The sequence below is a fragment of the Candidatus Binatia bacterium genome (assembly GCA_036382395.1).
Taxonomy (GTDB): Bacteria; Desulfobacterota; Binatia; order HRBIN30; family HRBIN30; genus JAGDMS01.
On the sequence record DASVHW010000259.1, the window covers coordinates 1 to 22509 of the forward strand.

Sequence of the window (22509 nt, forward strand, 5' to 3'; positions counted from 1 at the left end):
GCCGAACGTCGTCTTCGGCTATGCCCTCGACCTCTCGCGGTGTATCGGCTGCCGGCGCTGCGTCTACGCCTGCGTGAAAGAGAACAATCAGTCGCGCAACCCGCAGATCCAATGGATCCGCGTGCTCGAGATGGAGAAGGCGAGGGGCATCGACTTCGAGGTAGCGAACCCGTACTACAACCCGGAGCGCGTCCCTGATCCCGATCACTTCTACGTGCCGGTTGCCTGCCAGCAGTGTCGCCAGCCGCCATGCACCTGGGTCTGTCCGGTCGGGGCGACGTGGCAGGAGCCGGACGGCATCGTGGTGATCGACTACGACTGGTGCATCGGCTGCCGCTGTTGCATGGCCGCATGTCCCTACGGCGCGCGCCACTTCAACTTCGGCGAGCCCGAGCTGCCATCGACAGAGCTGAACCCGAACACGCACTACCTCGGCAACCGGCCGCGACCGCGAGGAGTCGTCGAGAAGTGCACGTTCTGCATTCAACGCGCGCGGGTTGGCCGCTATCCGGCGTGCGTCGAGATCTGTCCGGTCGGGGCACGTAAGTTCGGCAACCTGCTCGATCCCGAGAGCGAGATTTCCCGCATCCTCCGGGAGAAGCGGGTGTTTGTGCTCAAGGCCGAACTGAAAACCGAACCGAAGTTCTACTACTTCTACGGAATTTAGCGAGGAACCATGGGACCAGTGAAGTTCGCCGCAACAAGTGCTCGTTTTGTCCTCAGTGGAGGGAAGGCCTACTGGCTGTGGATCGGCTTGCTCCTCACGCTGATCGTCTGGGGCGGGCTTGCGTACGTCGACCAATTCCGCGCCGGGCTGATCGTCACGAACATGCGCGACCAGGTGTCGTGGGCTTTTTACATCGGAAACTTCACCTTCCTTGTCGGCGTGGCCGCGGCCGCCGTCATCCTCGTCATCCCGGCGTACGTCTATCACTGGGGACCGATCAAAGAAGTCGCGATCCTGGGTGAGATTCTCGCGATCAGCGCGATCGTGATGTGCCTGCTCTTCGTGACCGTCGACATGGGTCGCCCGGACCGGTTCTGGCACCTCGTCCCCGGCCTTGGCCGGATGAACTTCCCGAGCTCTGTGCTCGCCTGGGATGTGCTTGTGCTGAACCTCTACCTTGTCCTGAACCTGGTGATCGTCACGCACATCCTCTACCGCGGCATGCAGGGGCGGCCGTACAATCAGCGTCTGGTCGTGCCGCTCGTACTCTTCTCGGTCCCGGCGGCCGTCGGCATCCACACCGTCACGGCGTTCATCTACGCCGGTCTGGCGGCGCGCCCGTACTGGAATGCCTCGATCCTCGCCCCACGCTTTCTATGCTCGGCCTTCTGTTCGGGGCCGGCGGTCATGCTCGTTCTCTTCCAGATCCTCCAGCGCACCACCAAGATTGCGATCAAGGACGCCGCGATCTGGAAGGTGGCCGAACTGATGGCGTACGCCATGTTTCTCAACCTCTTCCTGCTTGGCGCCGAGCTCTTCAAAGAGTACTACTCGGCAACCGAGCATCTCATCCATTTTGAGTACCTCTTCAAAGGCGTCCATGGTCACCATGCGCTCGTGCCTTTCGCCTGGGCCTTCGTTATCTGCGGCATCACCGCTTTCCTCCTCTTTCTGTTCCCGGCAACACGGCGTAACGTCATCACGCTGAACCTGGGCTGCCTGCTCATCTACGCAAGCGTGTACATCGAGAAGGGGATGGGACTGGTCATGCCCGCCTTCACGCCCGACACCCTCGGCGAGATCTACGAGTACACACCGACGCTCCACGAACTACGGATCGGTGCAGCCATTTTCTCAACCGGCTTTCTCGTCTTCACGATCCTCTGCAGAATCGCCATTCCCATCATGACGGGCGAATTTGCCAAGGCGCATGCGCCGGCAAGCGCTCGCAAACCTGGACAGTTGGCGGTCCAAGCTAGCGGAGCAGCCTGACCGAACGCGCCGCACGGCCATGGGACTTCGCAAAAGAAATTGGTGCGGTGTCCCATGGCTGGTAACTGTATCCAGGCATTCCCGCACGACCTGATCACCTGGCTGCACCCCGCGCCGCTACCCAGCGTGACGAGTTCATCGACGGTGCCCCGACCATCGCCATTGCAGTCGCCGACGCACGCCCCGTCCCGCGGAAGGTCGTCTTCATCAACATCCCCCTTACGGATTGAACGTCGAGACGTTCCAGTAGATCCTCACGGCCTCGCACGAGCGTTCCTAGTCACGCACCTCCCGGGTCCGCTGCGCACGAACCGCCTTTCTCCCGCTGCGCCTCGCTGTCGCAGGACGAGGGACCGTGCGCGGCACGGACTCGGCTCTTTCGCCTCGATGACGAGCGGGCGAAAACCCACAGGACGGAAGGGTGCGGCAGCGTCGAGTCGCGCATGGCCTCAGCGATAGCCGAAGACTTCCGCCCAGAGAATGAGAAAGATCAGAAGAAGACCGATCGTCAGGGCGGTCGCGCCGAAGATGCGGAAGCCACGCACGACGTAGTACGGCATGGGCTCCACGAGGTGGTTCTCGAGCTCGCCGGAGGCGACGAGTTGTTCGTACTCGCGCGGGCGATCCGCCTTGAACTCCTCGATCGGGACGCTGCCGGTGAAGATCACGGTGTCCATCGGGAACCGATCGGGCCGGAAGTGCGTGTTGAAGAAATGCACGGTGAAGATGAAGCCGACCGCGAGTAGTGCCTCGTCCGAGTGGATGATCGTGGCGACGTTGATCGCCCAGCCCGGGAGGAACAGCGTGAACGCCTCCGGGAACCAGAGCACGAGTCCCGTCGAGCCGATCATGATGATGCCCCAGAAGACCGCGAAGTAGTCGAACTTCTCCCAGTAGGTCCAGTGGCCGTATGCCGGGCGCGGGCCCATGCCGATGAACCAGCGGAACGTCTGGCCCGCCTCGCGCAGATCGTTCTTGTTGGGGAGCAGCGACTCTCGATCGAGCAGAAACTGCGCCCAGGTCTTGTGGGAATGTATCTTCTGGAGCACGACGTCCACGACGTGAATGCCCGCATAGGTGAACGTGATCAGCGCGCAGATGCGGTGGATGATGCCGGCCGCCGCGAAGCCTCCGAGCCAGCGTGAGAGCGCCGCGGCCCAGGGAAGATAGGAGAACTTCAGCGTCATGCCGGTGAGGGCGAGGCCGAGGAAACTGATGATGACGAGGATGTGCAGCTGCCGCGTGCGCGCGGTGAAGCGTCGGACTTCCTTCCCGTGTGACTGAGCGGCCAGCGTCTTGCGCTCCTTCATCAGCTGCCATGAGCGCGGCAGCCACAGCAGCGTGTGAACACCGGCGACCACGAGCGTGCCGACCAGCAGCAGGGTCATGAACCAGAACGTGTAGAACAGGACCGGGTACTTGTACCTTTCGTGATGCGTCGCGTGCGTGAGATACCCGGCGAACTGACGGTGCGAGCCGGGATGACACTTCCCGCAGGTCTCGACGATGTTCTGGCGCGACAGATGCGAGGCCGGGTCGCTCGGCGGCAGGATGTCGTGCGCGCCATGGCAGTCGTGGCACTTGGCCGTGGCGGCGAATCCGAGCTTCGATACCTTGCCGTGGAACGTCTCGAAGTAGCTTTTCGTGACTTCCTCGTGGCAACGGCCGCATTGGGTGAGGACGGCGAGCTTGAAGCCCTCGCTGTCCGTGCGCGTGATCTGGTGGGAGGTGTGGCAGTCCGGGCAATGCGGCAGCGGCTTGTCGCCTTTGTAGACCAGCGGAGAGTGAATGCTGGCGCGGAACTTCTCGTAGATGCCGTTGTGACACTTGGCGCAGGTCGCAGCGATGTTGTTCGGGTTGACGGTCGAGCGCTCGTCGCTGGCGGGCAGCTCGCGATGCGCCGTATGGCAATCGGCGCACATCGCCGTCACGACCAGCCCGCTCTGGATCAGGCCCTTGCCGTGGATGCTCTCGACGTAGCTCTCCACGATATGGTGTTGATTTCCTTGGTATCGCACCGCCGCCTTCTGGCCCTCGCGGTGGCACTGGCCGCACAGGTTCGGCACGTTCATGGCGAACGTGGTGGCCTTCGTATCCTTGTGGCCGCGGGTGTTGTGCACGCCGTGACAGTCCTGGCAGACGGGCGCATTGGTATCGCCCCGCGCCGCGAGGGTACCGTGGATGCTGATGGCGAACTCCTTGACCACCTCCGCGTGGCAGATCGAGCAATCCACCTTGGTGCTCACGGTCGAGCAGGGGCGCTCGGCGAACGGGTCGGTGCCCGTGTGACACTTGGCGCACGAGGTGTTGCGATGGATCGAGTTGCGGATCTCTTCGCGGCTCATCGAGAGTGAGATGGTCTTGCCGTCGCGTTGGACGCTGAGGTCCGGATTATCGTGGCACTTCAAGCACTGCTCGTCGGCAATGCCTTCCTCGTAAAAGATTCTGCGAACCTTGTGCGGCGCGTGACAATCGACGCAGATCGGGACCTTGTTCGGCTCCTTTTCCCACAGCGCGCCGCGGATGACCTTACGGTGCACGGCTTCGATCTGCCCGTGGCACTTCTTGCAGAGCTGCGGGATGTTGTCGCGGAAGATGCTCGAGCGCGGATCGGTATGGGGCAGGACGTTGTGAGAGGTGTGGCAGTCGATGCAGACCGCAACCACCGTGAGCCCGCGCTTGAAGAGGCCCTCCCCGTGCATGCTCTCCGAGTAGTGCTCGAGGATCTTGTCCTGCGGAATGTCATAGGTCTGGGTGACCGGCGTGCCTTCCTTGTGGCACGAGCCGCACACGAACGGGATGCGAAAGCGGGCGACGCGCGATTCCGGCGACTTGACGTCGACGATGTCGTGCGTCCCGTGACAGCTCCAGCAGCGCGGCGCGAGCGGCGCTCCCGCGCTGACCTCGCGACCGTGCAAGCTGCCAGCATAGACTTTGGCGACGTCCTCGTGGCATCCGCCGCAGTTGACCGGGGCAACCTTCTCGGCGTGCGGAAAGTCGGTCTTCACAAGGTCGGCGTGACAGCCGGTACACTCGACCGTCGCATGGACGCTGGCGGAGAACTTGGCTGCGTCGACGACGATGTCGCGGCCGTCCGATGCGGTGAACCCTTCCTGCCCATGACATGCCAGGCAGGCCTCGGTCTCCGCGCGAGACGTCCCGCTTGCGAGCGTTACGAACATCGCCGCGACGGCGCCAACCAGCAGCGCTGTCCGAAAGTGGCGCCGGAAAGCGTGTCGCGATGTCGAGCATCGCCTGAGTTCGTTCTGCATCAGGACCATTGTGTGCCGTGCGGGTCCGTAGAGTCGTCCGCCGCCGCGTCTTCGGGCGCGGTGCGCTCCATCACTCGACTCGCTGGCGGGCGCCCGTCCCACCATGTCCAGTCCATCGGATAGACGTCGGGGTCGAAGATCACCCAGTAGAAGTGCCACACGAGGATGGCGAGTGAGGCCAAGATCGCTTCGTAGAAATGCACGGCGGTGACGACGTCCGGAACCCAACCGGGGAGATACTGCAGTGTCAGGTTCGAAAACCACAGCGTGAACCCGGTCACGGCCATGACCGCCGAACCCCACATGAACGCCAGGTACTCGGCCTTCTCGGCGTAGTTGAAGGTCGTGCCGCTGTGTGGCGGCGTGCGCCGCACGCGGAAGTAGTACGCCAGCGTGCCGAACAGCACCTTGGCGTCGTGCAGAGACGGCAGCATCCCAAAGACAATGCACGTCCGCAGGCGCCGGTCCACGCACAGCTGTCCGATGTGCCACACCAGGGCGACGATCATGACCACCGCGGCGATGCGGTGGGTGAGGCCGCGGAGACCCAGCGGACCCTCCCAGTAGACCAGCGGGGCTGCCCACCAACTCTCCGGATACTTCAACGCGAAGCCGGTGTAGACGAGCAACGAGAAGCTCGCCATCGTCAATCCATGCTGCCAGCGCAGTGGCCGGATCATGCGTTCCGGCTGTCCCGGCGGCACTGGCGGCGGTCCCGTCCGCGGGCGCCGCGCCTTCCGCGAGAAGTCCAGCGCGTTGTGCGCGAACATCCCGCCGATGGTCAGGGCGATCAACCACAGATAGATCCACCGTACCCAGGAGGCCGCCCACGTGCCGACGGCGTCGCTCGATCCGTGCACCGAGCCGATCGTGAAGCGCGCGCCCGCACCCGGGTGACACTTGCTGCAGGTCGCCGCCAGATTCGCCGCATTGATTGACGACCGCGGGTCGGACGAGCGGCGAATATCGTGCACGCCGTGGCAGCTCGAGCAGTTGGCGACCGTGGCCTTCCCGGCACGCGCCGCCAAGCCGTGGTAGCTGTCCCGAAAGGCCGACACCTTCTGCGGATCGAAACCGTACTTTTCACTCAAGCGCCAACTGGCATGGCAGCGGCCACACGTTTCTGTGGCGACCTTCGTCGCCGAGACCGGCGATGAAGTATCCGCGGGGCTGAGGATGTGGTGCTCGCCGTGACAGTCGGTGCACACCGGCGCGTCACTGACCCCGCGCGCCAGCGCCTCACCGTGCACACTCTCCCGATAGGTCGCGAGAATATCGGCGTGGCACTTGCCGCAGGTATCAGGCACGTTGGCGCGCAATATCGTCGAGCGCGGATCGGTGTTGTTCAGAATGTCGTGCGAGCCGTGGCAATCCGAGCACACCGCCGCGTGCTTGCCTTTGGCGACGGCACGAGCGTGCACGCTTTGCAGATAGGCCTCGGCCGGCCGCACTACCGGGATCCGGAACTTCTTCGCCATCTCGACGTTGGCGTGACAGCGTGCACAGGTCGCGGCCATCTTCGACCAGTGCGTCGTCGCTGTCGGCTCGGTATGCGGCGTGACCGCGTGGATGTTGCCGTGACAATCCGTACACGTTGCCGCCTCGCCATTGCCCTTGGCTCTCGACCTCCCGTGTACGCTATTCTGGTAGGCCCCCACGGCGTCTTCGTGGCACGTGACGCAGGTATTTATGGCCACGCGCGTCGGCTTCTGTTCGTGCGGAACGGTTGTGGCATCCGCGTGGCAGGTGACGCACGAAAGCGGGGCATGCACCGAGGCACCGAAGGCATCGGCGCCCACAAACAGGGCACGGCCTTCCGGGTCGCCAAAGCCCTCCGTTCCATGACAAGCCAAGCACGCTTCGTCTGTAATCTCCTCTGCTGCTGCTTCGTCCCGAAGGAGAAGCGCGCCAAGAAGGGCGACTGCGAGCAATACGATTCTCTTAGGCGTCATGGCATTTCGAGTCATTTGCCTTCTCGGACTTCGCCCGCGCCATTGGCGGCGCTAGACTCGCCCGCGGCTAGCTAGCCACGTTGGGCTCCACAGTTCCGGCCGCCGGCGTGTCCCAGGGCGGCAATATCTTCATCAGGACGGCCAGCACCAGGAACGGCACCAGCAGCAGTGCGATCGCGGTGAGTAACCCCTCGATGCCGACGATCTCCATCTTGTACGTCGTAAGACCGGAAAGACTCTTGGAAAACATCTGACCGCCGATCACGACATTCCACCGCGTGCTGAATATTCCCAGCTGAATCAACAACACAGAAAGAAAATATAACAGTCTCTTCAGCTCGTCGTTCAGATTCAGGGTTTTGATGGCGACCATGATGCCGAGCGGCGCAAGCATTCCGAGCAGGACCTGCATGACCAGGAGGCTGATGATCAGCTTGTTGAACACCAGTTGCGACAGGATTTTGATCGATTCTTCGCTCTCATAGAGCCGGTGGATGAAATCAAGGCACTCGAGCGAAAAGTCGACGATCACGGCATAGAACAAAAACGACGCCATCTTTTCGAGGCACTTCATATCGATTGCCTCGCCCCGGAGCGGCAGAACCACCATGTACAGCAGGATGACCAGCGCAATTCCGGACACAATCGCAGAAAACAAGAAGACGATCGGCATCAACACCGAGCTCCACCAGGGATTTGCTTTGATCGAGCCAAAAATGAACCCAACATACCCGTGCAGCAAGAAGGCCGACGGGATACCGACGATGGTGATGACTTTCATGGCCTTCCGATCAAATTCGAGCGCCCCAGGGCTAACATCATTGGAGAACAGCGCCAGCGCCCGGTGGATCCACTTTATCGGCCCATGCTCTTGCCGGGCCCACAGGATGAGGTCCTTCCGATACGCGAACCATACTTCGAGCAAGAGAACAGCCATGAGATACCAAGCGTACACGAAACCAAACATGGCCATGGCCGAGGTTACATTTGGGGTAAGGAGGACCTCGAACCCGCGCTCCGGATGGCCGAGATGCATGAGCAAGGGCAGCGGCGCAATCAGCAGGAACGCCAGCGCAGTCAGGAGGGATAACTTGTACGTGGGCTGCACTTCCTTCACGTTGAACACCTTCACCAACGATGCCAGGATAAATGCGCCGGCAACCAGCCCAGTGAGGTAAGGATACACCACGATCAAAATGGACCAGTGGATATCGATGTCATTCGGGTAGATGTACCCCTGGACCTGTTTCGTGAGTCCCGTCAGCCGCTCAATCATCTCAGGGGTCATTTCACTTCTCCGTCGAGATTCGCGTAATAGACCTTCGGTTCGGTGTTCAGGTGCGGCTTGAGCACGAAGATCTTGTTCATGCGCTTCAATCTTGCGAGGGGACTCGCAACGCTGTGGGTGTCGCCAAAGACTCGGGCCTGCGTCGGACACACCTCGACGCATGCCGGCAGCAGTCCTTTCGATATCCGGTGGTAACAAAACGTGCACTTGTCAGCGGTGTCCGTTTCGGGATGCAAGTAACGCGCGCCATAGGGACAGGCTTGGATGCAGTACCGGCAGCCGATGCAGGTTTCACTGTTGACCAACACCACACCGTCCTCGGTCTGGAACGTTGCGCCGACGGGACAGACTTGAACGCACGGCGGGTTGGCGCATTGGTTGCACAACTTCGGAACGAAAAAGCTCCGGAGGATGTCCCGTTCGGCCACTACTTCGCTCGTCGGGTTGGTCAGCGTGCCGATGCTCTGAATGTTGACGTCGCCATCATTCTTGACGACGTAGCGCTCAACCCAGGTACGGAAGAAAAAGGGCTCTCGGGGGACATCATTCTCCATCTTGCACGCATCCATGCATCTGCCGCAGCCGATGCACTTGTCGACATCGACCCCCATCCCGTACCAAGGCTTGTTTGCGGCCTTTCCACCCTTGGTTGACGCGGCAGCAGGCTTCCCGCCAAAGAGCCCGACCGGCAGGCCCAGCATCGCCAGAACGGAGGCGATCTTTTGGAGGAATAATCGTCTATTCATGATGCACCTCCGGCATGTGTGGATAGTGGCATTGCCAACACAGATATTTCTCGCCATGCGTCGCTAGCTCGATCTTCGGAGGGCCTTCGACTTTGGAATCCATCCCATGGCATTGCGCACAGAACTCCCGAGCGGTGGGCTTGCTGGGTCTGATATTCCGCGGACTGACCTTATGCTGCTCTGGCGTCACGTGGCACGTGGTGCACTCGAGAAGCGCGTGAGGCGACACGGATTTGGTTCGCTCAATCCCGGCGTGGCATGCCGTGCATTCCCCGGGAACCGTCGGTGGCTTCGGATCGTGCGGCCGGTGGCAGGTGATACACGGCTTCATCGGATTGTGCGTCACCGGGTTGATCTGCGGAAACCCTCTCGGCCGTGACTGGTTATAGGCATGGCACATGGGGCAGAATTGCCGGTCGCGTGGCGCCGGCGGTTTGATATCAGCCGGGTTCTCGATGTGATCTTTCGCGGGACCGTGGCACGTCTCACAGGAGACGTTGCGGTGATAGCCATCCTTCTTCAGGTTCACTTCCGCCTCGTGACAGTCGGCGCATGCGCTTGCACCGGCGTACTTCACCTCGCGTGCCACTTCCCGCTGAATCGCCGTGTCACGTTGCAGTTTACGGTTTGTCAACGAGGGAGGAAGGAACGAGAGGACCAGAGACACCGCTGTAACCAGAAGGACCACCACCACTCCAAGTCGGATGGCCGCATCTGGCAATTTGGGAAAGATCTTATTCATTCGCCTCGTTCCTTTCGAAGGCAGCCTGGGCAGCAGATATTTGAAGCGCATCATTTCTCTTCACCCGCACACGGCGGGGCTACGACTCGACATGGCATTTCGTGCACTCCGCTCCTTCCGGGATGTCGTCACCCGATGGGACGTCGGCGCTATGGCAGGTAACACACAGGGCATGACCCAGCTTAGGCAGCGCAGTCGCCGAGTGCGCGAAGGCGCGGTGCGGTGCTTGCGCCACTCCAACGTGACAAAGCGCGCAATCGACACCCGATTCTACATGCTTGTCGTGCGGGAACCGAACCTTGTCCGACACTCGCCCGATATCTGCCGTATGGCAGCCAAGACACTCCTCCGCCGCCACCGCCATCGGCTTGGTAATGCGCGTGTGACAACGCTCACAGTCCTCAGCCCCGATTTTCATCACCCCGTGTTTTTCCCTTCCTTGGTGACAGACGGTGCAGCGCAAGCGGCCGGACACCACATGTTTGCCATGAGGAAACTCCCGGCCGAACGCGTTACCGGAGATGTACTCGATGCCGAAGTGACACTGCAGGCAATCGGCTTCGTACGGTGCCTGGACCCACGCGGCGCGGGCCGGTTTTCCGTCGCCTGCGGCTCCAAGCGCGGCCAGGCTGGCGCGATGGGCACTCTCGAGCAGGTCTAGGGCGTAGCCGGGGTTGTGAATTCCCCGTCCTTGCTCGACTAGAGAGACGTTGTCCTCGGCCTCTTTCAGAAGCTTACCTTGGATCGCATCACTGTTAGCCTCCGCTCGTTTTTTGCTCTCCCGCAACTCGGCCTTCACGCCCTCGAGTCTTTTCCCCAACCCGAGCTGCCAACTCCGATAGATGGTGAGGTATTTCGGACCGTGGCAGGACATGCAACTCACCTCGCTGGCGCGACCGAACTCGGAGCCGGGCACGTTGTGACAAGCCTCGCACCGCACCCCAGCCAGATACATCGCCGCGGGTCGGGGATTCACGCCCTTCCCACTAATCCCGCGGTAGAAGTCACGCACCGCGGAGTGGCCGGCAGCGGAGCTGTGACAGCTCTTGCATTCGGCCGCCAGAGCTTCCTCCCGCGCCGGGATCTTGTGCGTAATTTCGATATGACAGTTGAGGCATTCGACCTTGTGTTCGGTCACGTGCATGCGATGGAGGAACTCCGTTTTTCCATAGAGATTCAGGCGGGAGGTATCGTTGTGGCAGGTGTAGCAACGCTCACGTGGCACTTCGCCGTTTCCCCGCACCACGCCTTCGTGACAGAGCGTGCAGTTCATATCGAGCCGCTTCACCTCGCCATGATCGAACGAGAGCCCGGCCGTCGTGATCGTCTTCTCCGGAATCTCGTGGCAAAGCGTGCAGCGTGCCGTGCCTTGATTCAAGGTGGTGTTCTTGAAGTGGCACAGAAAACAGGTGCTGCCAGTCACTGCAATGTGGCTGCCCTGCACGATCTGCGAGTGGCAACTGGTGCACCGCAGGCGCTTCTCCCTTCGCAACTCAGTGAGGTGAGGCTGATGGTCGAAGAGGACACCGCGATAGAGCTCCTTGCCCAGCAAAACCCGCTTGGTGTGGCAGCCGCTGCGCAAGCAGCTGAGGTCGTCAACCTCGGCCCACGGGTTGGTCGAGTAGGTGCCCGTGAAGTACCGCGCGACCATCGCCAACGCTTCATACTTCTTCCGAACCTCGGATTGAATCCCCGGCGGGATGTGGCATTCAACGCACAAGACATCCTTGTGACTCGAGGTGCGCCAAGACTCGTAATAGGGCGCCATGTAGTGGCAGCTCCCGCAAAAGCGTGGCTGCGAGGTGATCTGGATCGAGAGAAACATGAACGCAATCGCAGACGGGACGAAAATCGCCAGCGTAACGACGATTCTTCTTCCCCATCTGCTTACGCTCTCTCGCATGGTCTCGAACTGCTTTCCATCGCCTGACGCCTAGTCCGACATTCCCGCTTCGTCCAAGGCTCGCCGGGCTTCCACTTCTGCCTTGGCACGCAGCCGGCGCCGTTCTTGCCGGTACAGGTAGGCGATACCGACGGCAAAAAGGAGCAGCACCCACACCGCCGCCAGGACGATATACCGCAGGCGCATCTCTTCCTGGACGCCGTGCACCGAGGCCCGTACTTCCTCGCCGATCGATCGGGCGTTTCGGGTGAGATCCTCCACGCGATCGGTATTGAGGGAATGTTGCACCGGAAGTGCTTCCATGAAATGTGCGCGCGCCTGCTGCAAACGGGGGCGATACCGGGTTATCGTTGGAGAGAACTCTTCAAACTCAGTCAGCTCACTAAGCGCCGTCTCCAAGGATTCATTTGTTTGCGCCAGGATCGTCTTCAGCTTCTGCCCCGTCAGAAATGCTGCGCTGTCGCGTGCATGACAGCTCGGGCACGCCGTATCGAAGATCAGTCGATCTGGCCGCGGCGTGTCATGATACCCGTGGCAACTGATGCATTCCGACATCTTCTGTTCTTCGACTGCCTTCTTGTGTGGGCTCTCGTTGAAGTACTCGCGGGTGCGTGCATGGCAATGTCCGCATACCGTCCCGGCCGCACCTTCAAGGGGGGCCGCACCATGCTCTCCATGACAGGTTGTACAAGTCGGAGCGGATGGGTGTTGATCAACGAAGAGGGCTTCGCCGTGGACACTCCGGCGGAACTTATCCACCTGATCGGCAGGAAGCTTGTAGGTGGCCATGAGTTCCTGGTCTGCGTGGCAACGACCGCAGGTCGTAGGAATGTTGCGGACCGCAACAGGGCTGTTGGGCTCCCCCCGCGGAAGGATCCCGTGCACACCATGGCAATCGGTGCAAACGGCCACGTGCGTATCGCCCTTCGCCAGCAGCAAGCCGTGCTGCGAGGTCAGATACTGGGCGTATTGATCGGTCGGAAGACCGAACGGCTTCATTCGGTTCGGATCTGCATGGCATGAGGCGCACAGAGCAGGAACCTCCGGGCGGAGGGGCTTCCCGATGTACTTCTTCTGGAGGGAATGCGCTTCGACAGTCAGAACCGCAGGATCCCCCCCATGGCACACGGTGCAGCTGAACTCTTTCCCGTGCACGCTAGTCTCATACTCGATTCGAACGTCGGGATGGCAAGTGCGGCACGACTCCTCTGCCCAAGCCTCAAGGGACAGCAGCAACAACAAACTGGCAAAGGAGCACAAAACCCGAATAGGCATGGCTAGAAGAAGTACTCCCTCACCCCCAGCAAGACCCACGCACCAACGACGAGCAGCCCCAGCAGCAAGCGCACGGTTCTTCCCCTGGCTGAGTCCACGATTCCAGCATCAAGAACGGGGAGAAACAAGAGGAGGAAGAAGGCCGCGAAGGCCAAGAGGACAGCGATCGGAGTCGAAACCGCTTGGAGCAGTTGGTGCACCGGCATGAGATACCACCGCGGCTGCACCCCGAGCAGCGGCGATACGGGATCAGCCTGCTCCCCAAGATGTGACGGGAAGAGAATGGCAATCGACAGAAGCAGCCCGAAGGTCAACAGAAAGGCAATATAGAGGTCCACCAGAAAATCCGGGAAGAAGGGGATGGAAGGAACCGGTGGAACACCCCCTCGTCGAGCCGGCTGCTTGAAACCGAAACGCCACACCATGAACAGATGAGACGACAGAAAGAACAGCGCCACCCATGGCAAGACCGCAATGTGGAAGGCGTAGAACCGCAGCAATCCTGCTTCGCCGAGGCTTGCCCCCCCCCACAAGATCGTCACCAGCACGTCTCCGGCAAGCGGAATTCCGGCAAGGGTTTCCTTGAGAAAATCGGTTGACCAGTAGGCATATTGATCCCAGGGAAGAAGCACTCCGGTCAGATCGAACGCCACGACAACCAAGAGGAGCAAAATCCCCGAAGCCCAGGTGAGCTGCCGGGGGTTCTGGTAGGCACGGGAGAAATACACCCGGATCAGATGCAACGAAATGAGGAAAACTATCAGGTCAGCGCCCCGCCGGTGTAAGGAGCGGATCAGCCACCCTAGGTTCACCTCATCGATGATGACTCCGGTGCTCAGGTGAGCCGCCCCAATCGAGGGACGGTAGTAGATCATCAACAGGATGCCAGTTGCGATCTCCAGACAGAAAAATGCGACCACTAGGCCGCCAAGGTAGCGGGCCAAACTGACGTACGGGGGAACGGTTCGGTCCCGTTCCGCGCCGATGATCTCTGTGAGCGGCGAGAGCAAGGACCGCTAACCCTCTTCCACCTCTCCACGTGAAACGTACAGCTCACCATGGACGAGACCCACGCGAAAGCGGGACAGTGGCCGCCGGGGGAGCCCGGCAATGACGTTGCCGCGTTCGTCAAACAAACCTTCGTGGCACGGACAGCTAAAGACTCTCCGCTTTTCATCCCATTTGACGATGCAGCCTTTGTGGGTACAAAGCGCTGACATGCCGGCGAAACCATTGGCCGAATTAAGCACCCAGACCGGTTCCCCGTCGACCAAGGCGAGCTTTCCCCTACCAGGAGCGATGTCTACTGCTCTGCCGGCCTTAACGCTTTGCGGCGTCAGGCCCGAACGGGCCTCTTCGGGAGGGAAAAGATAGGCTGCGACGACGCTGACGGCAGCAGCACTTCCTGTCAGCAGCGTCCCCACCATCATTTTGCCCAAGAAGGAGCGCCGTGTCGCCTTCTCTTCCCCCATTCCCTAATCTCTCCCTCCGCACTCCGCTGATTCCGATCACGCTAAGCGCTGTGTCAGCGCCACCGAAGAAGCGTAGTCCCGCGAACACACGACTTCCTCCCGCCCCCCGCAGGCACCGGCCACCTCCTACTCGGTGGGGGAAGAACGCTCAAACCGTTCTTCCCCCACGCCCACGCTACTTCAGGCTCAGCATGTATTGCACGAGGTCGTCGATCTCCTTCTCGGTCAACTTCTGCTTCGGCATCTTGGCATTGGGCATATTCGACTTCGGATCCGTGAGGTATCCCTTCAGCCAAGCGGCATCGCGCTTACCGCCGACGCCATCGAGTGGTCCGCCCAGTTTCGCCATCGCACCCTTCTGCGACCCTAGGCTGTGACAGGATATGCATTTTTTCGCTTCAAAATCTTTTTTCCCGTCCTCCGCTGCCGCCATCGCGGTCCCGGCCCCCGCGCTGAACCAGAAGGCGGTGAGAACAAAACTACCCAGCATAATCCTCTTGCGCATTTTACACTCCTCCTTTCGCTTTAGCTCCATTCTCGGGACTGGCGCTGGTGGTGCTTCACGCCAACTCTGTCCCAGGACCGTCACAAGCGAGAACGCCGCCTCACAGCTGATCCCAAATGTTCCAGTCCTTCCCGACAGCCGGTGTATGCACTCAAGGTGCCGTAACGCCAGGAGTAATCCTGATAATACTAATGGAACGTGGAATGCCCAAAACTGATACTAGGTGGCCATCGCAATTCCGAAATATGATAAGAACGTCTTCTACAGGCCCGCAAATCCCAAGAACCCGTCCCATCCTTGCAGAGGGAGAAACGAGCCAGAAAAGTTTTTCTCGTTTTTGCGATGGAGGTGAGGATGCATCTCCGCGCCTCAAGCGACCTGTTTCATCGCGTACTTCCTCGGTTGACTGGACCACAAGCCTTTGTCATGAGCCTCATCTCATGGTGAGCGATCCCACCAGGCCGCCAGAAACGTGAGCCGTCACTACCGTTCCAATCGTCCGCCAATCTGCGCGTCTCGGAGTTCCCCGAAGTGGCGGCAGCAGGGAATACTGGGGTTGAGGCGCGCACCGGCAGGTCGGCTAAGTAATGGCTCGACATCGGGCCGCCACAATGGATAAAGAGAATCCGCCAACAGCAGGACATGTTCTCGTAGCGGGTGCCGGAGCACTCGGATCCGTCTACGGCTGTTTCTTGCGCCGGGCCGGCTACGCGGTCACCCTGCTCGGCCGGGCCCCGCACCTCGAAGCCATTGCCGCAAGCGGCCTGCAGATCGAGGGCCTGTGGGGCAACCACCACGCCACCGGTTTTCACCTCCTCACCGACGCGCGGGACGCCACGACGGTTTTCGACGCCATTCTGCTCTCCGCCAAGTCCTACGATACCAGCAGCATTGCTCGAGCCATCGCACCGCTGCTGGCGCCAGATGGTGTCGTAATCTCGTTGCAGAACGGCTTGGGCAATGTCGAGCAGATCGCCGAAGAAGTCGGCTGGCAGCACGTCCTGGCCGGTCGCGTGATTTTTGGTGCCGAGGTGGTTGCCCCCGGACAGGTGCGCATCACGGTCTATGCCGACCCAGTGCTGATTGGCGTGTGGCGGGACGAGCGCGATCCACATCTGGAAATGCTGGCGCGCCTGTGGGCGGCACGCCTGGCGGGCGCTGGCATTCCGGCCACTTACTGTGACGACATCAAGGCGGCGCTTTGGGGCAAGGTGCTGTACAACGCCGGCTTGAATCCGCTCAGCGCGTTGCTGGGCGTACATTACGGCGCCTTGGGCGAGGAACCGAACACCCGGGCCATCATGGATGCCGTGTTCGACGAGGTCTACGCCGTGGCTGCCGCCGAAGGGGTGGCGATGACCTTCGCCTCGTCAGCCGATTACCGCGCCGAGTTTTATGGGCGCCTGCTTCCTTCGACCATCCATCATCGCTCTTCGATGCTACAGGACCTGGAGCGCGGAAGGCCAACCGAAATCGACGCCATCAACGGCGAGGTGTGGCGGCGTGGGACCGTCCACGGCGTCACCACGCCGGTCAACGAAGTGTTGACCCGGCTCGTGCACGCGCGCCAGACTATGAACAGCAGGTAACCCATGGCGCTGGTCATCCGTAAAGCAACCGTCGAGGCCCTCCAGACGCACGCGTGCGCAACCTACCCGGACGAGTGTTGCGGTATGATCGTTGATCGCGGCGGTGGCGAGGAAGTGGTGCAGGTGACGAACCTGCAGAACGAGTTGCATGCAAAGGATCCGGTACAATTTCCGCGCACGGCGCGCATCGCATACACCATGGGCGCCGAAGCCGCCCCCATTCTCATTGCCGCCGAGCGCGGCGAACTGCGGCTACGCGCCTTCTACCATTCCCACCCCGAACACGACGCCTATTTTTCGGCCGAGGACCACAAGCAGGCGCTGGGCGGATGGGACGAGCCGAGCTACCCCGATGCGGCCCAGATCGTGATGTCGGTGCGCAACCGGGAGATACCCGCGATCAAGGCATTCGCCTGGGACGCATCAGCACGTGATTTCGTCGAGATCCCGCTCACCGTCGGTTGACGGTTACAGCTCTGCCCCGGGGAACGTACTACGGCCTGCCACAGAAAGCAGCGGGACAGGGCGGCTTCGTTTTGACAACGGCAACCCTCATTGCTACTGGCGCGACGTGGAAGATCTTGCGCCGTTGTTGCGGGAGCTGGTGCGCGCCTCCTTTGGAACGACCGTACGGGTGCAGCGTCTTGCCCCACTGGCCGGCGATGCCTCGACCCGGCGCTATGTTCGCCTGTGGCTGGAAGGGGTCGGAGCACCGGCCACCGTCGTCGCGATGATTCTCGCCGACCGCGGCATTGCTCTCTCTTCGGAAGAATTGACCGTCTTCAAAGAACCGCTACGCGAACTGCCGTACCTGAACCTGCACCGATTTCTTGTCAGCCTCGGCATCGCCGTTCCCGAACTCTACGCCGACGCTTCTCCACGCGGGGTGCTGTTGCTGGAAGACATCGGCGACACCTGTCTGTGGGACGCGGCGCAGCAGCAACCTGACGACCGCGTCCAGCATCTGTACGCACAGGCCATCGATCAGCTCCTCCGCATCCAAATCGAGGGCACGCGCCGGCGTGAGCCCGGTTGCATTGCCTTTCAGCAGGCCTTCGACGAACGGTTGTTCCTGTGGGAATTCGAACATTTCATCGAATACGGCATCGAGATGCGGCTCGGCCAGCCCCTGCCGGGCCGCGACGCGGAGGTGTTACGCACCTCTTTCCGCAGCATCGCCCGCCGCCTCGATGCACAACCGCGCTACCTCACCCATCGCGATTTCCACAGCTGGAACCTTTTCGTGCAAGACGACAGGATCCGCGTCATCGACTTCCAGGACGCCTTGCTGGCGCCCGCGCCTTACGACTTGGCGACGCTGCTCGGAGACCGCGACACGCCGCAGGTCGTGCGCCCGGCGATGGAGCGCGCGCTACTGGACTACTATCGGCAAGGTTGGCACGAACTGTCCGGTAGCGAACTCGATGCGGCGGGGTTCAACGACATCTACTTTCTCTGCGCGCTGCAAAAGGCACTCAAGGTGGTCGGGCGCTTTTACTTCATCGAGATGGTGAAAAAGAAACCGGGATACCTGCGCTACATTCCGTCCACGGTGAAACAGATCGAGCGCATCCTGCCACGGTTTCCGGAGTTGGCAGAGATGTCCGCGATCTTGGTGCGCTATCTTCCCAGGGTGAGTTGATGCGCGCCATGATCCTGGCTGCGGGGAAAGGCAGCCGCTTACGGCCGCTCACCGATTCGGTACCCAAGCCCCTGGTGGAGGTCGCCGGCCGGCCGATGATTGCTTTCGCGCTGCAGCTGCTGCGGCAAGCGGATATCCATGAAGTGGTCATCAACTTGCATCATCTGGGGGACCAGATCCGCCGCACACTGGGCGACGGCAGCGCCTACGGCGCGCGCATCACCTATTCCGAGGAGAACCCGATCCTGGACACGGGTGGCGCCATCGAAGCGGCGCGGGAATTCCTCTGCAATGAGACCTTTGTCGTGGTCAATGCCGACGTCGTCATTGATCTGCGCCTCCGAGACGTGATCGAGTTCCATCACCGGCACGGCGCCATGGCAACGATGGTTCTGCGCCCGGACCCACAGGCCGAGCGCAAGGATGACATCGGTATCGACGCCGCTCGGCGCATCCGGCGCTTTCTCGGCCGGCCGTACGAGGCGGGGCCGCCGAGCACCGGAGACCGCTACCTGTTCGCCAGTGTGCACGTGTTCGACCGGCGCCTGTTCGACTACATGCAGCCGGGCGTCTACAGCATCACGCGTGACGTCTACCCACGCCTGCTCGCCGCCGGCGAACCGGTCTATGGTTACGTCCATCACGGTTACTGGCGCGTGCTCGACACGTCAGGCGATCTTGCCGCCGGGCGTCGCGAACTGGCCCATTGCCGTGAAAAGGCCTGAGCAAGGATCTCCTTGACAAAGTGCGTCATGCGTACCTATAGACGTACCAGTCGATGGCGAGGTGGCGGTGGGGATTACCATCGTTCAAAAGAGTGACCTGTCAGTCCGCAAGAAGAACGCAAAGGTCGCTCTAGTACTCGCTGGCGGTGCCATTACCGGCGGAGCTTTCAAGCTCGGTGGCCTGAAGGCCCTCGACGATTTCCTCGTCAATCGAAAGACCACGGGATTCGATACGTATGTCGGCTTGAGCGCCGGCGGGCTGCTGGCCGCGCCGCTTGCGGCCGGCGTCTCTCCGGCTGAGATGCTGAAGAGCCTGGAGGGTAAGTCCAAGGAGTTCAGCCGTTTTCGACTTGCGGATTTCTACAATTTGAATGTGCGTGATCTGATGAGGCAGCCGGCACGGTTCGCGCTCGACGTCCTGTCCTTTTTGCCCGGAACCGTTGGCGACCTCTTGGCCCAGATGCCCGATATCGCCCGCAAGATTCAAAAGCCGCTCTCTAACGCAGTGCGTAAGCCCGGTATCACCGCGGTCCAGGACATCCTGGAGCCCATCGGCGAGGCGCTGGCCAAGCGGCGGGGTTTTCCATCCCCATTCGACTACCTGCCGTCAGGTTTCTTCGACAACTGCACCATCGAGCAGTATCTACGTCGCAACTTCGAAGATGCGGGCCTGCCCAACGACTTCCGCGACCTCTACCGTCTCACGAAACGCGAGTTGTACATCGGCGCCATGAATCTCGACACGGCGGAGCGGGTCATCTTCGGCCACGATGAGGACACGTCAGCGACGGTGTCGCAGGCGGTGCAGGCATCGACGGCGTTGCCAGGCTTCTACAAGCCGGCGCGGATCCACGGGATCGACTACGTGGACGGCGGCGTGCGCCGCACCGCCAACATCGATGTGGCGATCGAGCACGGCGCCGACCTGGTCATCTGCTACAATCCGTTTCGCCCCTTCTCCAACCGCGTACGGCGGACGGAAAAGAACGGCAGCTACATCATTGAGGGCCGCCCGCTAGCGGAAAGCGGTTTGCTGACGGTGGTCAACCAGGTCTTCCGCACCTTGCTGCATTCACGGCTGCAATACGGACTGCGACAGTACCAGGATGATCCTAATTTCCGCGGGGACATCATCGTCATCGAACCCAAGGAAAGCGACGTACATTTCTTCCAGCTGAACGCACTGGCCTACTGGCAACGGTTGCGCGCGGCGCAATACGGGTACATCTCGGTCACTGAATCGATCACGCAGAACTACGAGCTGATCAGGCAGATCATGGAAAGTTATGGGATCCTGATGACGCGGCGGCAGGTGCGCGAGGGCGTCGAGCGCTTCCGCGAAGAAGACTCGGAAGAGACGTCGCGGGTCCTGACGCACGACGTTCCGCGCCGCAACCTCAGCGTAGCGTGATGCGTGACCCGTGACTCAGATCACGAATCACGAATCACGCCTCACGCATCACGACGATATCCGCTCGATGATCGTAGCGATGCCCATACCGAAGCCGATGCACATCGTCGAGAGTCCGTAGCGTTTGTTCCGGCGCTCCAGTTCGTCGATCAAGGTACCGATCAACATGGCACCGGTGGCGCCCAGGGGGTGGCCCAGGGCGATGGCCCCGCCGTTGACGTTCACCTTCTCCGGATCCATGCCGGTCTCCCGCATCACACACAGTGGCACCGTGGCAAAGGCCTCGTTGATTTCGATCAGGTCGATGTCCTCAATCTTCAAGCCACTGCGCTTGAGCACCTTCTGCGTCGCGGCAATCGGCCCCGTCAGCATGATCACGGGCTCGGACCCCACAATCACCTGATCAACGACGCGCGCCCGGGGAGTCCGCTTCAATTCCTTGACTTTCCGCTCCGACGCCAGCAGCACCACGCCGGCGCCGTCGACGATGCCGCTGGAGTTGCCGGCGGTCAGCGGCACGCCCAGGAGGTCGATCGGATGGACCCCGGCCAGGCTTCCCTTGCGGCGGCCTCGCGGGGTGCGGCAGGCATCGATGATGTACGCTTCGCTCATCGTCGTCCCTTTCGACTACGGCTTGGGACTCCGGATTCGGATTGCGGAACGGAGGCCCGAAGTCACAACTGAAGACGAGCTAACAGCGTGCCAGGTTTCAGTCAACAGGAGTCAGCGCCAAGGCCCGTGTTTCAAGTAGTCGGACAGTTCCGTCACTTCCGCGTGGGCCGCTTGCGCGCGATCGCTGCCCGGCGGGAGCAGCGGCTCGGCCTTCTTGAATTGGCTCAGCGCCTTGTCAAACTCACCGCGCAGCTCGAAAGCGGCGCCAAGATGATAGAAGCCCTCGCCCGGCCGGCCCGCACGACCCGCCAGGATGCCCAGATTGTAGTGGGCTTCCTCGAGGTCGGGCGCCAGTTGCAGGGCTCGCTCGTATTCGCGCATCGCGCCCTCACCGTCATTGAGCGCTTCGAGCGTCTTGGCAAGTTCGTGATGCGCCAGCGGGTCATCCGGCGTAATCTCGGCGGCACGGCTGAGTAACTCGCGTGCCTTCTCCAACTGACGCAGACGCAACCATGTTCGACCGAGTTCGCGGGAGACGTCACCGACCGTTGACTGCGGCACCGATTCGAAGGTTTCACGGGCCGCGCCGAACGATCCGGTTTCGAAGTAAGCCAACCCCAGCAGATAGCGACCGCGGGCATCCTCCGGATGCACCGCTACCTGCTTCCAGTATGATTCCGCCAAATCCTTTGCTGTCTCCAAACGGGCACGGGCCAGCAACTGTACTCGTGCCAACTCGAGGCTGGTCGGCTGCCGCGATCGTTTGTCCCACTGGTGCGTGCGCAGCACCGCTTCCAAATTGGTAAGGCGCGCGTCGGTCAAGGGATGCGAGAGCAGATACGGCGGCATCGAGGTCGGCGTCAGCCGTTGCTGGTCCAACATCTTCTTGAAGAAGTCCAGCATGCCGCCGGGATCGTATCCCGCCTGCCGCACGTAGGTGACCGCGAGATAGTCGGCCTCCTGTTCAAACTCGCGCCGGTATTTCAGCTGCACGGCCTCGTTCACGGCCACCGCACCGGCGCCGGCCGCCGGACTCAAGACTGACAACAGCGTGCCGAGCAGCGTCGCATAGTTGAGCAACCGCGTCGCTTCTTCCTGGCGCACCAGGTGGTGGGCGTTGACGTGGGCAATCTCATGCCCGAGCACGCCCGCAACCTCGTCGTCGTTGCTCGCCGCCGTCAACAGGCCGGCGTGGACGTAGACGTACCCGCCCGGCACCGCAAACGCGTTGATACGCGCGTCACGAACAGCGTAAAAGTGGTAGCTGAACGGCTGCTCCCCAAGCGCCGCAACGATCTTCTGGCCGAGGTGGTCAACGTAAGCATTGACCTCCACGTCGTCGATCAGCGGCAGCTGGCGGCGGGCCTCCATGGAGAACTTCCTTCCCAACTCCTGCTCGGCCGTGAGCGAGCCGGCTACGGCAACCTGGGCCCCCG

18 protein-coding genes and 1 pseudogene are annotated in these 22509 nt (G+C 61.4%); 7 read left to right on the forward strand and 12 right to left on the reverse strand.

Going from position 1 to position 22509, the window contains the following annotated elements:
* Both VF515_12065 and nrfD (VF515_12070) read left to right on the forward strand, forming a co-directional pair.
* The coding region (locus VF515_12065; protein ID HEX7408370.1) for a 4Fe-4S dicluster domain-containing protein at positions 1 to 667 on the forward strand (667 nt) is incomplete at its 5' end.
* Between the two features lie 9 nt (positions 668 to 676).
* Positions 677 to 1939, forward strand: a complete 1263-nt coding sequence (gene nrfD / locus VF515_12070) for an NrfD/PsrC family molybdoenzyme membrane anchor subunit (GenBank protein ID HEX7408371.1) — start codon at positions 677 to 679, stop codon at positions 1937 to 1939.
* Positions 1940 to 2388: 449 nt separating this feature from the next.
* On the opposite strand, the gene VF515_12075 is transcribed toward nrfD (VF515_12070), so the two are convergent.
* The 10 genes from VF515_12075 to VF515_12120 form a co-directional block, all read right to left on the reverse strand.
* Positions 2389 to 5121, reverse strand: coding sequence for a hypothetical protein (locus VF515_12075; protein HEX7408372.1), 2733 nt, complete (start codon positions 5119 to 5121; stop codon positions 2389 to 2391).
* An 89-nt stretch (positions 5122 to 5210) separates the two neighbouring features.
* Complete coding sequence (locus VF515_12080) at positions 5211 to 7163, reverse strand: cytochrome b/b6 domain-containing protein (GenBank protein HEX7408373.1); 1953 nt, start codon at positions 7161 to 7163, stop codon at positions 5211 to 5213.
* 67 nt (positions 7164 to 7230) lie between these two features.
* The gene (gene nrfD / locus VF515_12085) at positions 7231 to 8451 is read right to left on the reverse strand and encodes an NrfD/PsrC family molybdoenzyme membrane anchor subunit (GenBank protein HEX7408374.1); all 1221 of its coding nucleotides are present in this window, start codon (positions 8449 to 8451) and stop codon (positions 7231 to 7233) included.
* Entirely contained in the window at positions 8448 to 9197 is a 750-nt protein-coding gene (locus tag VF515_12090) for a 4Fe-4S dicluster domain-containing protein (protein ID HEX7408375.1), read from the reverse strand. The genes nrfD (VF515_12085) and VF515_12090 overlap by 4 nt, the downstream gene beginning before the upstream one ends.
* The gene (locus VF515_12095) at positions 9190 to 9939 is read right to left on the reverse strand and encodes a hypothetical protein (GenBank protein ID HEX7408376.1); all 750 of its coding nucleotides are present in this window, start codon (positions 9937 to 9939) and stop codon (positions 9190 to 9192) included. Before VF515_12095 ends, VF515_12090 begins: the two co-directional genes overlap by 8 nt.
* Positions 9940 to 10018: 79 nt before the next feature.
* Positions 10019 to 11842, reverse strand: a complete 1824-nt coding sequence (locus VF515_12100) for a cytochrome c3 family protein (GenBank protein HEX7408377.1) — start codon at positions 11840 to 11842, stop codon at positions 10019 to 10021.
* 30 nt (positions 11843 to 11872) lie between these two features.
* Entirely contained in the window at positions 11873 to 12841 is a 969-nt protein-coding gene (locus tag VF515_12105) for a hypothetical protein (GenBank protein HEX7408378.1), read from the reverse strand.
* Between the two features lie 278 nt (positions 12842 to 13119).
* On the reverse strand, positions 13120 to 14127 hold the full coding sequence (locus VF515_12110) for a cytochrome b N-terminal domain-containing protein (GenBank protein HEX7408379.1): 1008 nt from the start codon (positions 14125 to 14127) through the stop codon (positions 13120 to 13122).
* Positions 14128 to 14133: 6 nt separating this feature from the next.
* Complete coding sequence (locus VF515_12115; GenBank protein ID HEX7408380.1) at positions 14134 to 14589, reverse strand: Rieske (2Fe-2S) protein; 456 nt, start codon at positions 14587 to 14589, stop codon at positions 14134 to 14136.
* Positions 14590 to 14764: 175 nt separating this feature from the next.
* A complete protein-coding gene (locus VF515_12120; GenBank protein ID HEX7408381.1) occupies positions 14765 to 15094 on the reverse strand; it encodes a c-type cytochrome in 330 nt (109 codons plus the stop codon).
* Between the two features lie 587 nt (positions 15095 to 15681).
* Between VF515_12120 and VF515_12125 the strand changes: the two genes are divergently transcribed.
* The 5 genes from VF515_12125 to VF515_12145 all read left to right on the forward strand — a co-directional run bounded on the left by VF515_12125 (position 15682) and on the right by VF515_12145 (position 20461).
* On the forward strand, positions 15682 to 16683 hold the full coding sequence (locus tag VF515_12125) for a ketopantoate reductase family protein (GenBank protein HEX7408382.1): 1002 nt from the start codon (positions 15682 to 15684) through the stop codon (positions 16681 to 16683).
* Between the two features lie 3 nt (positions 16684 to 16686).
* Positions 16687 to 17148, forward strand: coding sequence for a Mov34/MPN/PAD-1 family protein (locus VF515_12130; GenBank protein HEX7408383.1), 462 nt, complete (start codon positions 16687 to 16689; stop codon positions 17146 to 17148).
* A 106-nt stretch (positions 17149 to 17254) separates the two neighbouring features.
* Positions 17255 to 18325 (forward strand): phosphotransferase, encoded by a 1071-nt coding sequence (locus VF515_12135; GenBank protein HEX7408384.1) that lies wholly within the window; start codon positions 17255 to 17257, stop codon positions 18323 to 18325.
* A complete protein-coding gene (locus VF515_12140; protein ID HEX7408385.1) occupies positions 18325 to 19050 on the forward strand; it encodes an NDP-sugar synthase in 726 nt (241 codons plus the stop codon). Before VF515_12135 ends, VF515_12140 begins: the two co-directional genes overlap by 1 nt.
* Positions 19051 to 19111: 61 nt before the next feature.
* The gene (locus tag VF515_12145) at positions 19112 to 20461 is read left to right on the forward strand and encodes a patatin-like phospholipase family protein (protein ID HEX7408386.1); all 1350 of its coding nucleotides are present in this window, start codon (positions 19112 to 19114) and stop codon (positions 20459 to 20461) included.
* 48 nt (positions 20462 to 20509) lie between these two features.
* Here VF515_12145 and VF515_12150 read toward each other — a convergent pair.
* Both VF515_12150 and VF515_12155 read right to left on the reverse strand, forming a co-directional pair.
* Positions 20510 to 20968, reverse strand: a pseudogene (locus VF515_12150) (acetyl-CoA C-acyltransferase).
* 216 nt (positions 20969 to 21184) lie between these two features.
* A complete protein-coding gene (locus VF515_12155; GenBank protein ID HEX7408387.1) occupies positions 21185 to 22444 on the reverse strand; it encodes a M48 family metalloprotease in 1260 nt (419 codons plus the stop codon).
* Between the last annotated feature and the right edge of the window lie 65 nt (positions 22445 to 22509).

Coding starts and splice junctions, on each gene's coding strand:
- nrfD (HEX7408371.1), top strand. CDS start 677: ATGGGACCAGTGAAGTTCGCCGCAACAAGTGCTCGTTTTGTCCTCAGT.
- VF515_12075 (HEX7408372.1), bottom strand. CDS start 5,121: ATGTTCGTAACGCTCGCAAGCGGGACGTCTCGCGCGGAGACCGAGGCC.
- VF515_12080 (HEX7408373.1), bottom strand. CDS start 7,163: ATGACGCCTAAGAGAATCGTATTGCTCGCAGTCGCCCTTCTTGGCGCG.
- nrfD (HEX7408374.1), bottom strand. CDS start 8,451: ATGACCCCTGAGATGATTGAGCGGCTGACGGGACTCACGAAACAGGTC.
- VF515_12090 (HEX7408375.1), bottom strand. CDS start 9,197: ATGAATAGACGATTATTCCTCCAAAAGATCGCCTCCGTTCTGGCGATG.
- VF515_12095 (HEX7408376.1), bottom strand. CDS start 9,939: ATGAATAAGATCTTTCCCAAATTGCCAGATGCGGCCATCCGACTTGGA.
- VF515_12100 (HEX7408377.1), bottom strand. CDS start 11,842: ATGCGAGAGAGCGTAAGCAGATGGGGAAGAAGAATCGTCGTTACGCTG.
- VF515_12105 (HEX7408378.1), bottom strand. CDS start 12,841: ATGAAGCCGTTCGGTCTTCCGACCGATCAATACGCCCAGTATCTGACC.
- VF515_12115 (HEX7408380.1), bottom strand. CDS start 14,589: ATGGGGGAAGAGAAGGCGACACGGCGCTCCTTCTTGGGCAAAATGATG.
- VF515_12120 (HEX7408381.1), bottom strand. CDS start 15,094: ATGCGCAAGAGGATTATGCTGGGTAGTTTTGTTCTCACCGCCTTCTGG.
- VF515_12125 (HEX7408382.1), top strand. CDS start 15,682: ATGGCTCGACATCGGGCCGCCACAATGGATAAAGAGAATCCGCCAACA.
- VF515_12130 (HEX7408383.1), top strand. CDS start 16,687: ATGGCGCTGGTCATCCGTAAAGCAACCGTCGAGGCCCTCCAGACGCAC.
- VF515_12140 (HEX7408385.1), top strand. CDS start 18,325: ATGCGCGCCATGATCCTGGCTGCGGGGAAAGGCAGCCGCTTACGGCCG.
- VF515_12155 (HEX7408387.1), bottom strand. CDS start 22,444: ATGGAGGCCCGCCGCCAGCTGCCGCTGATCGACGACGTGGAGGTCAAT.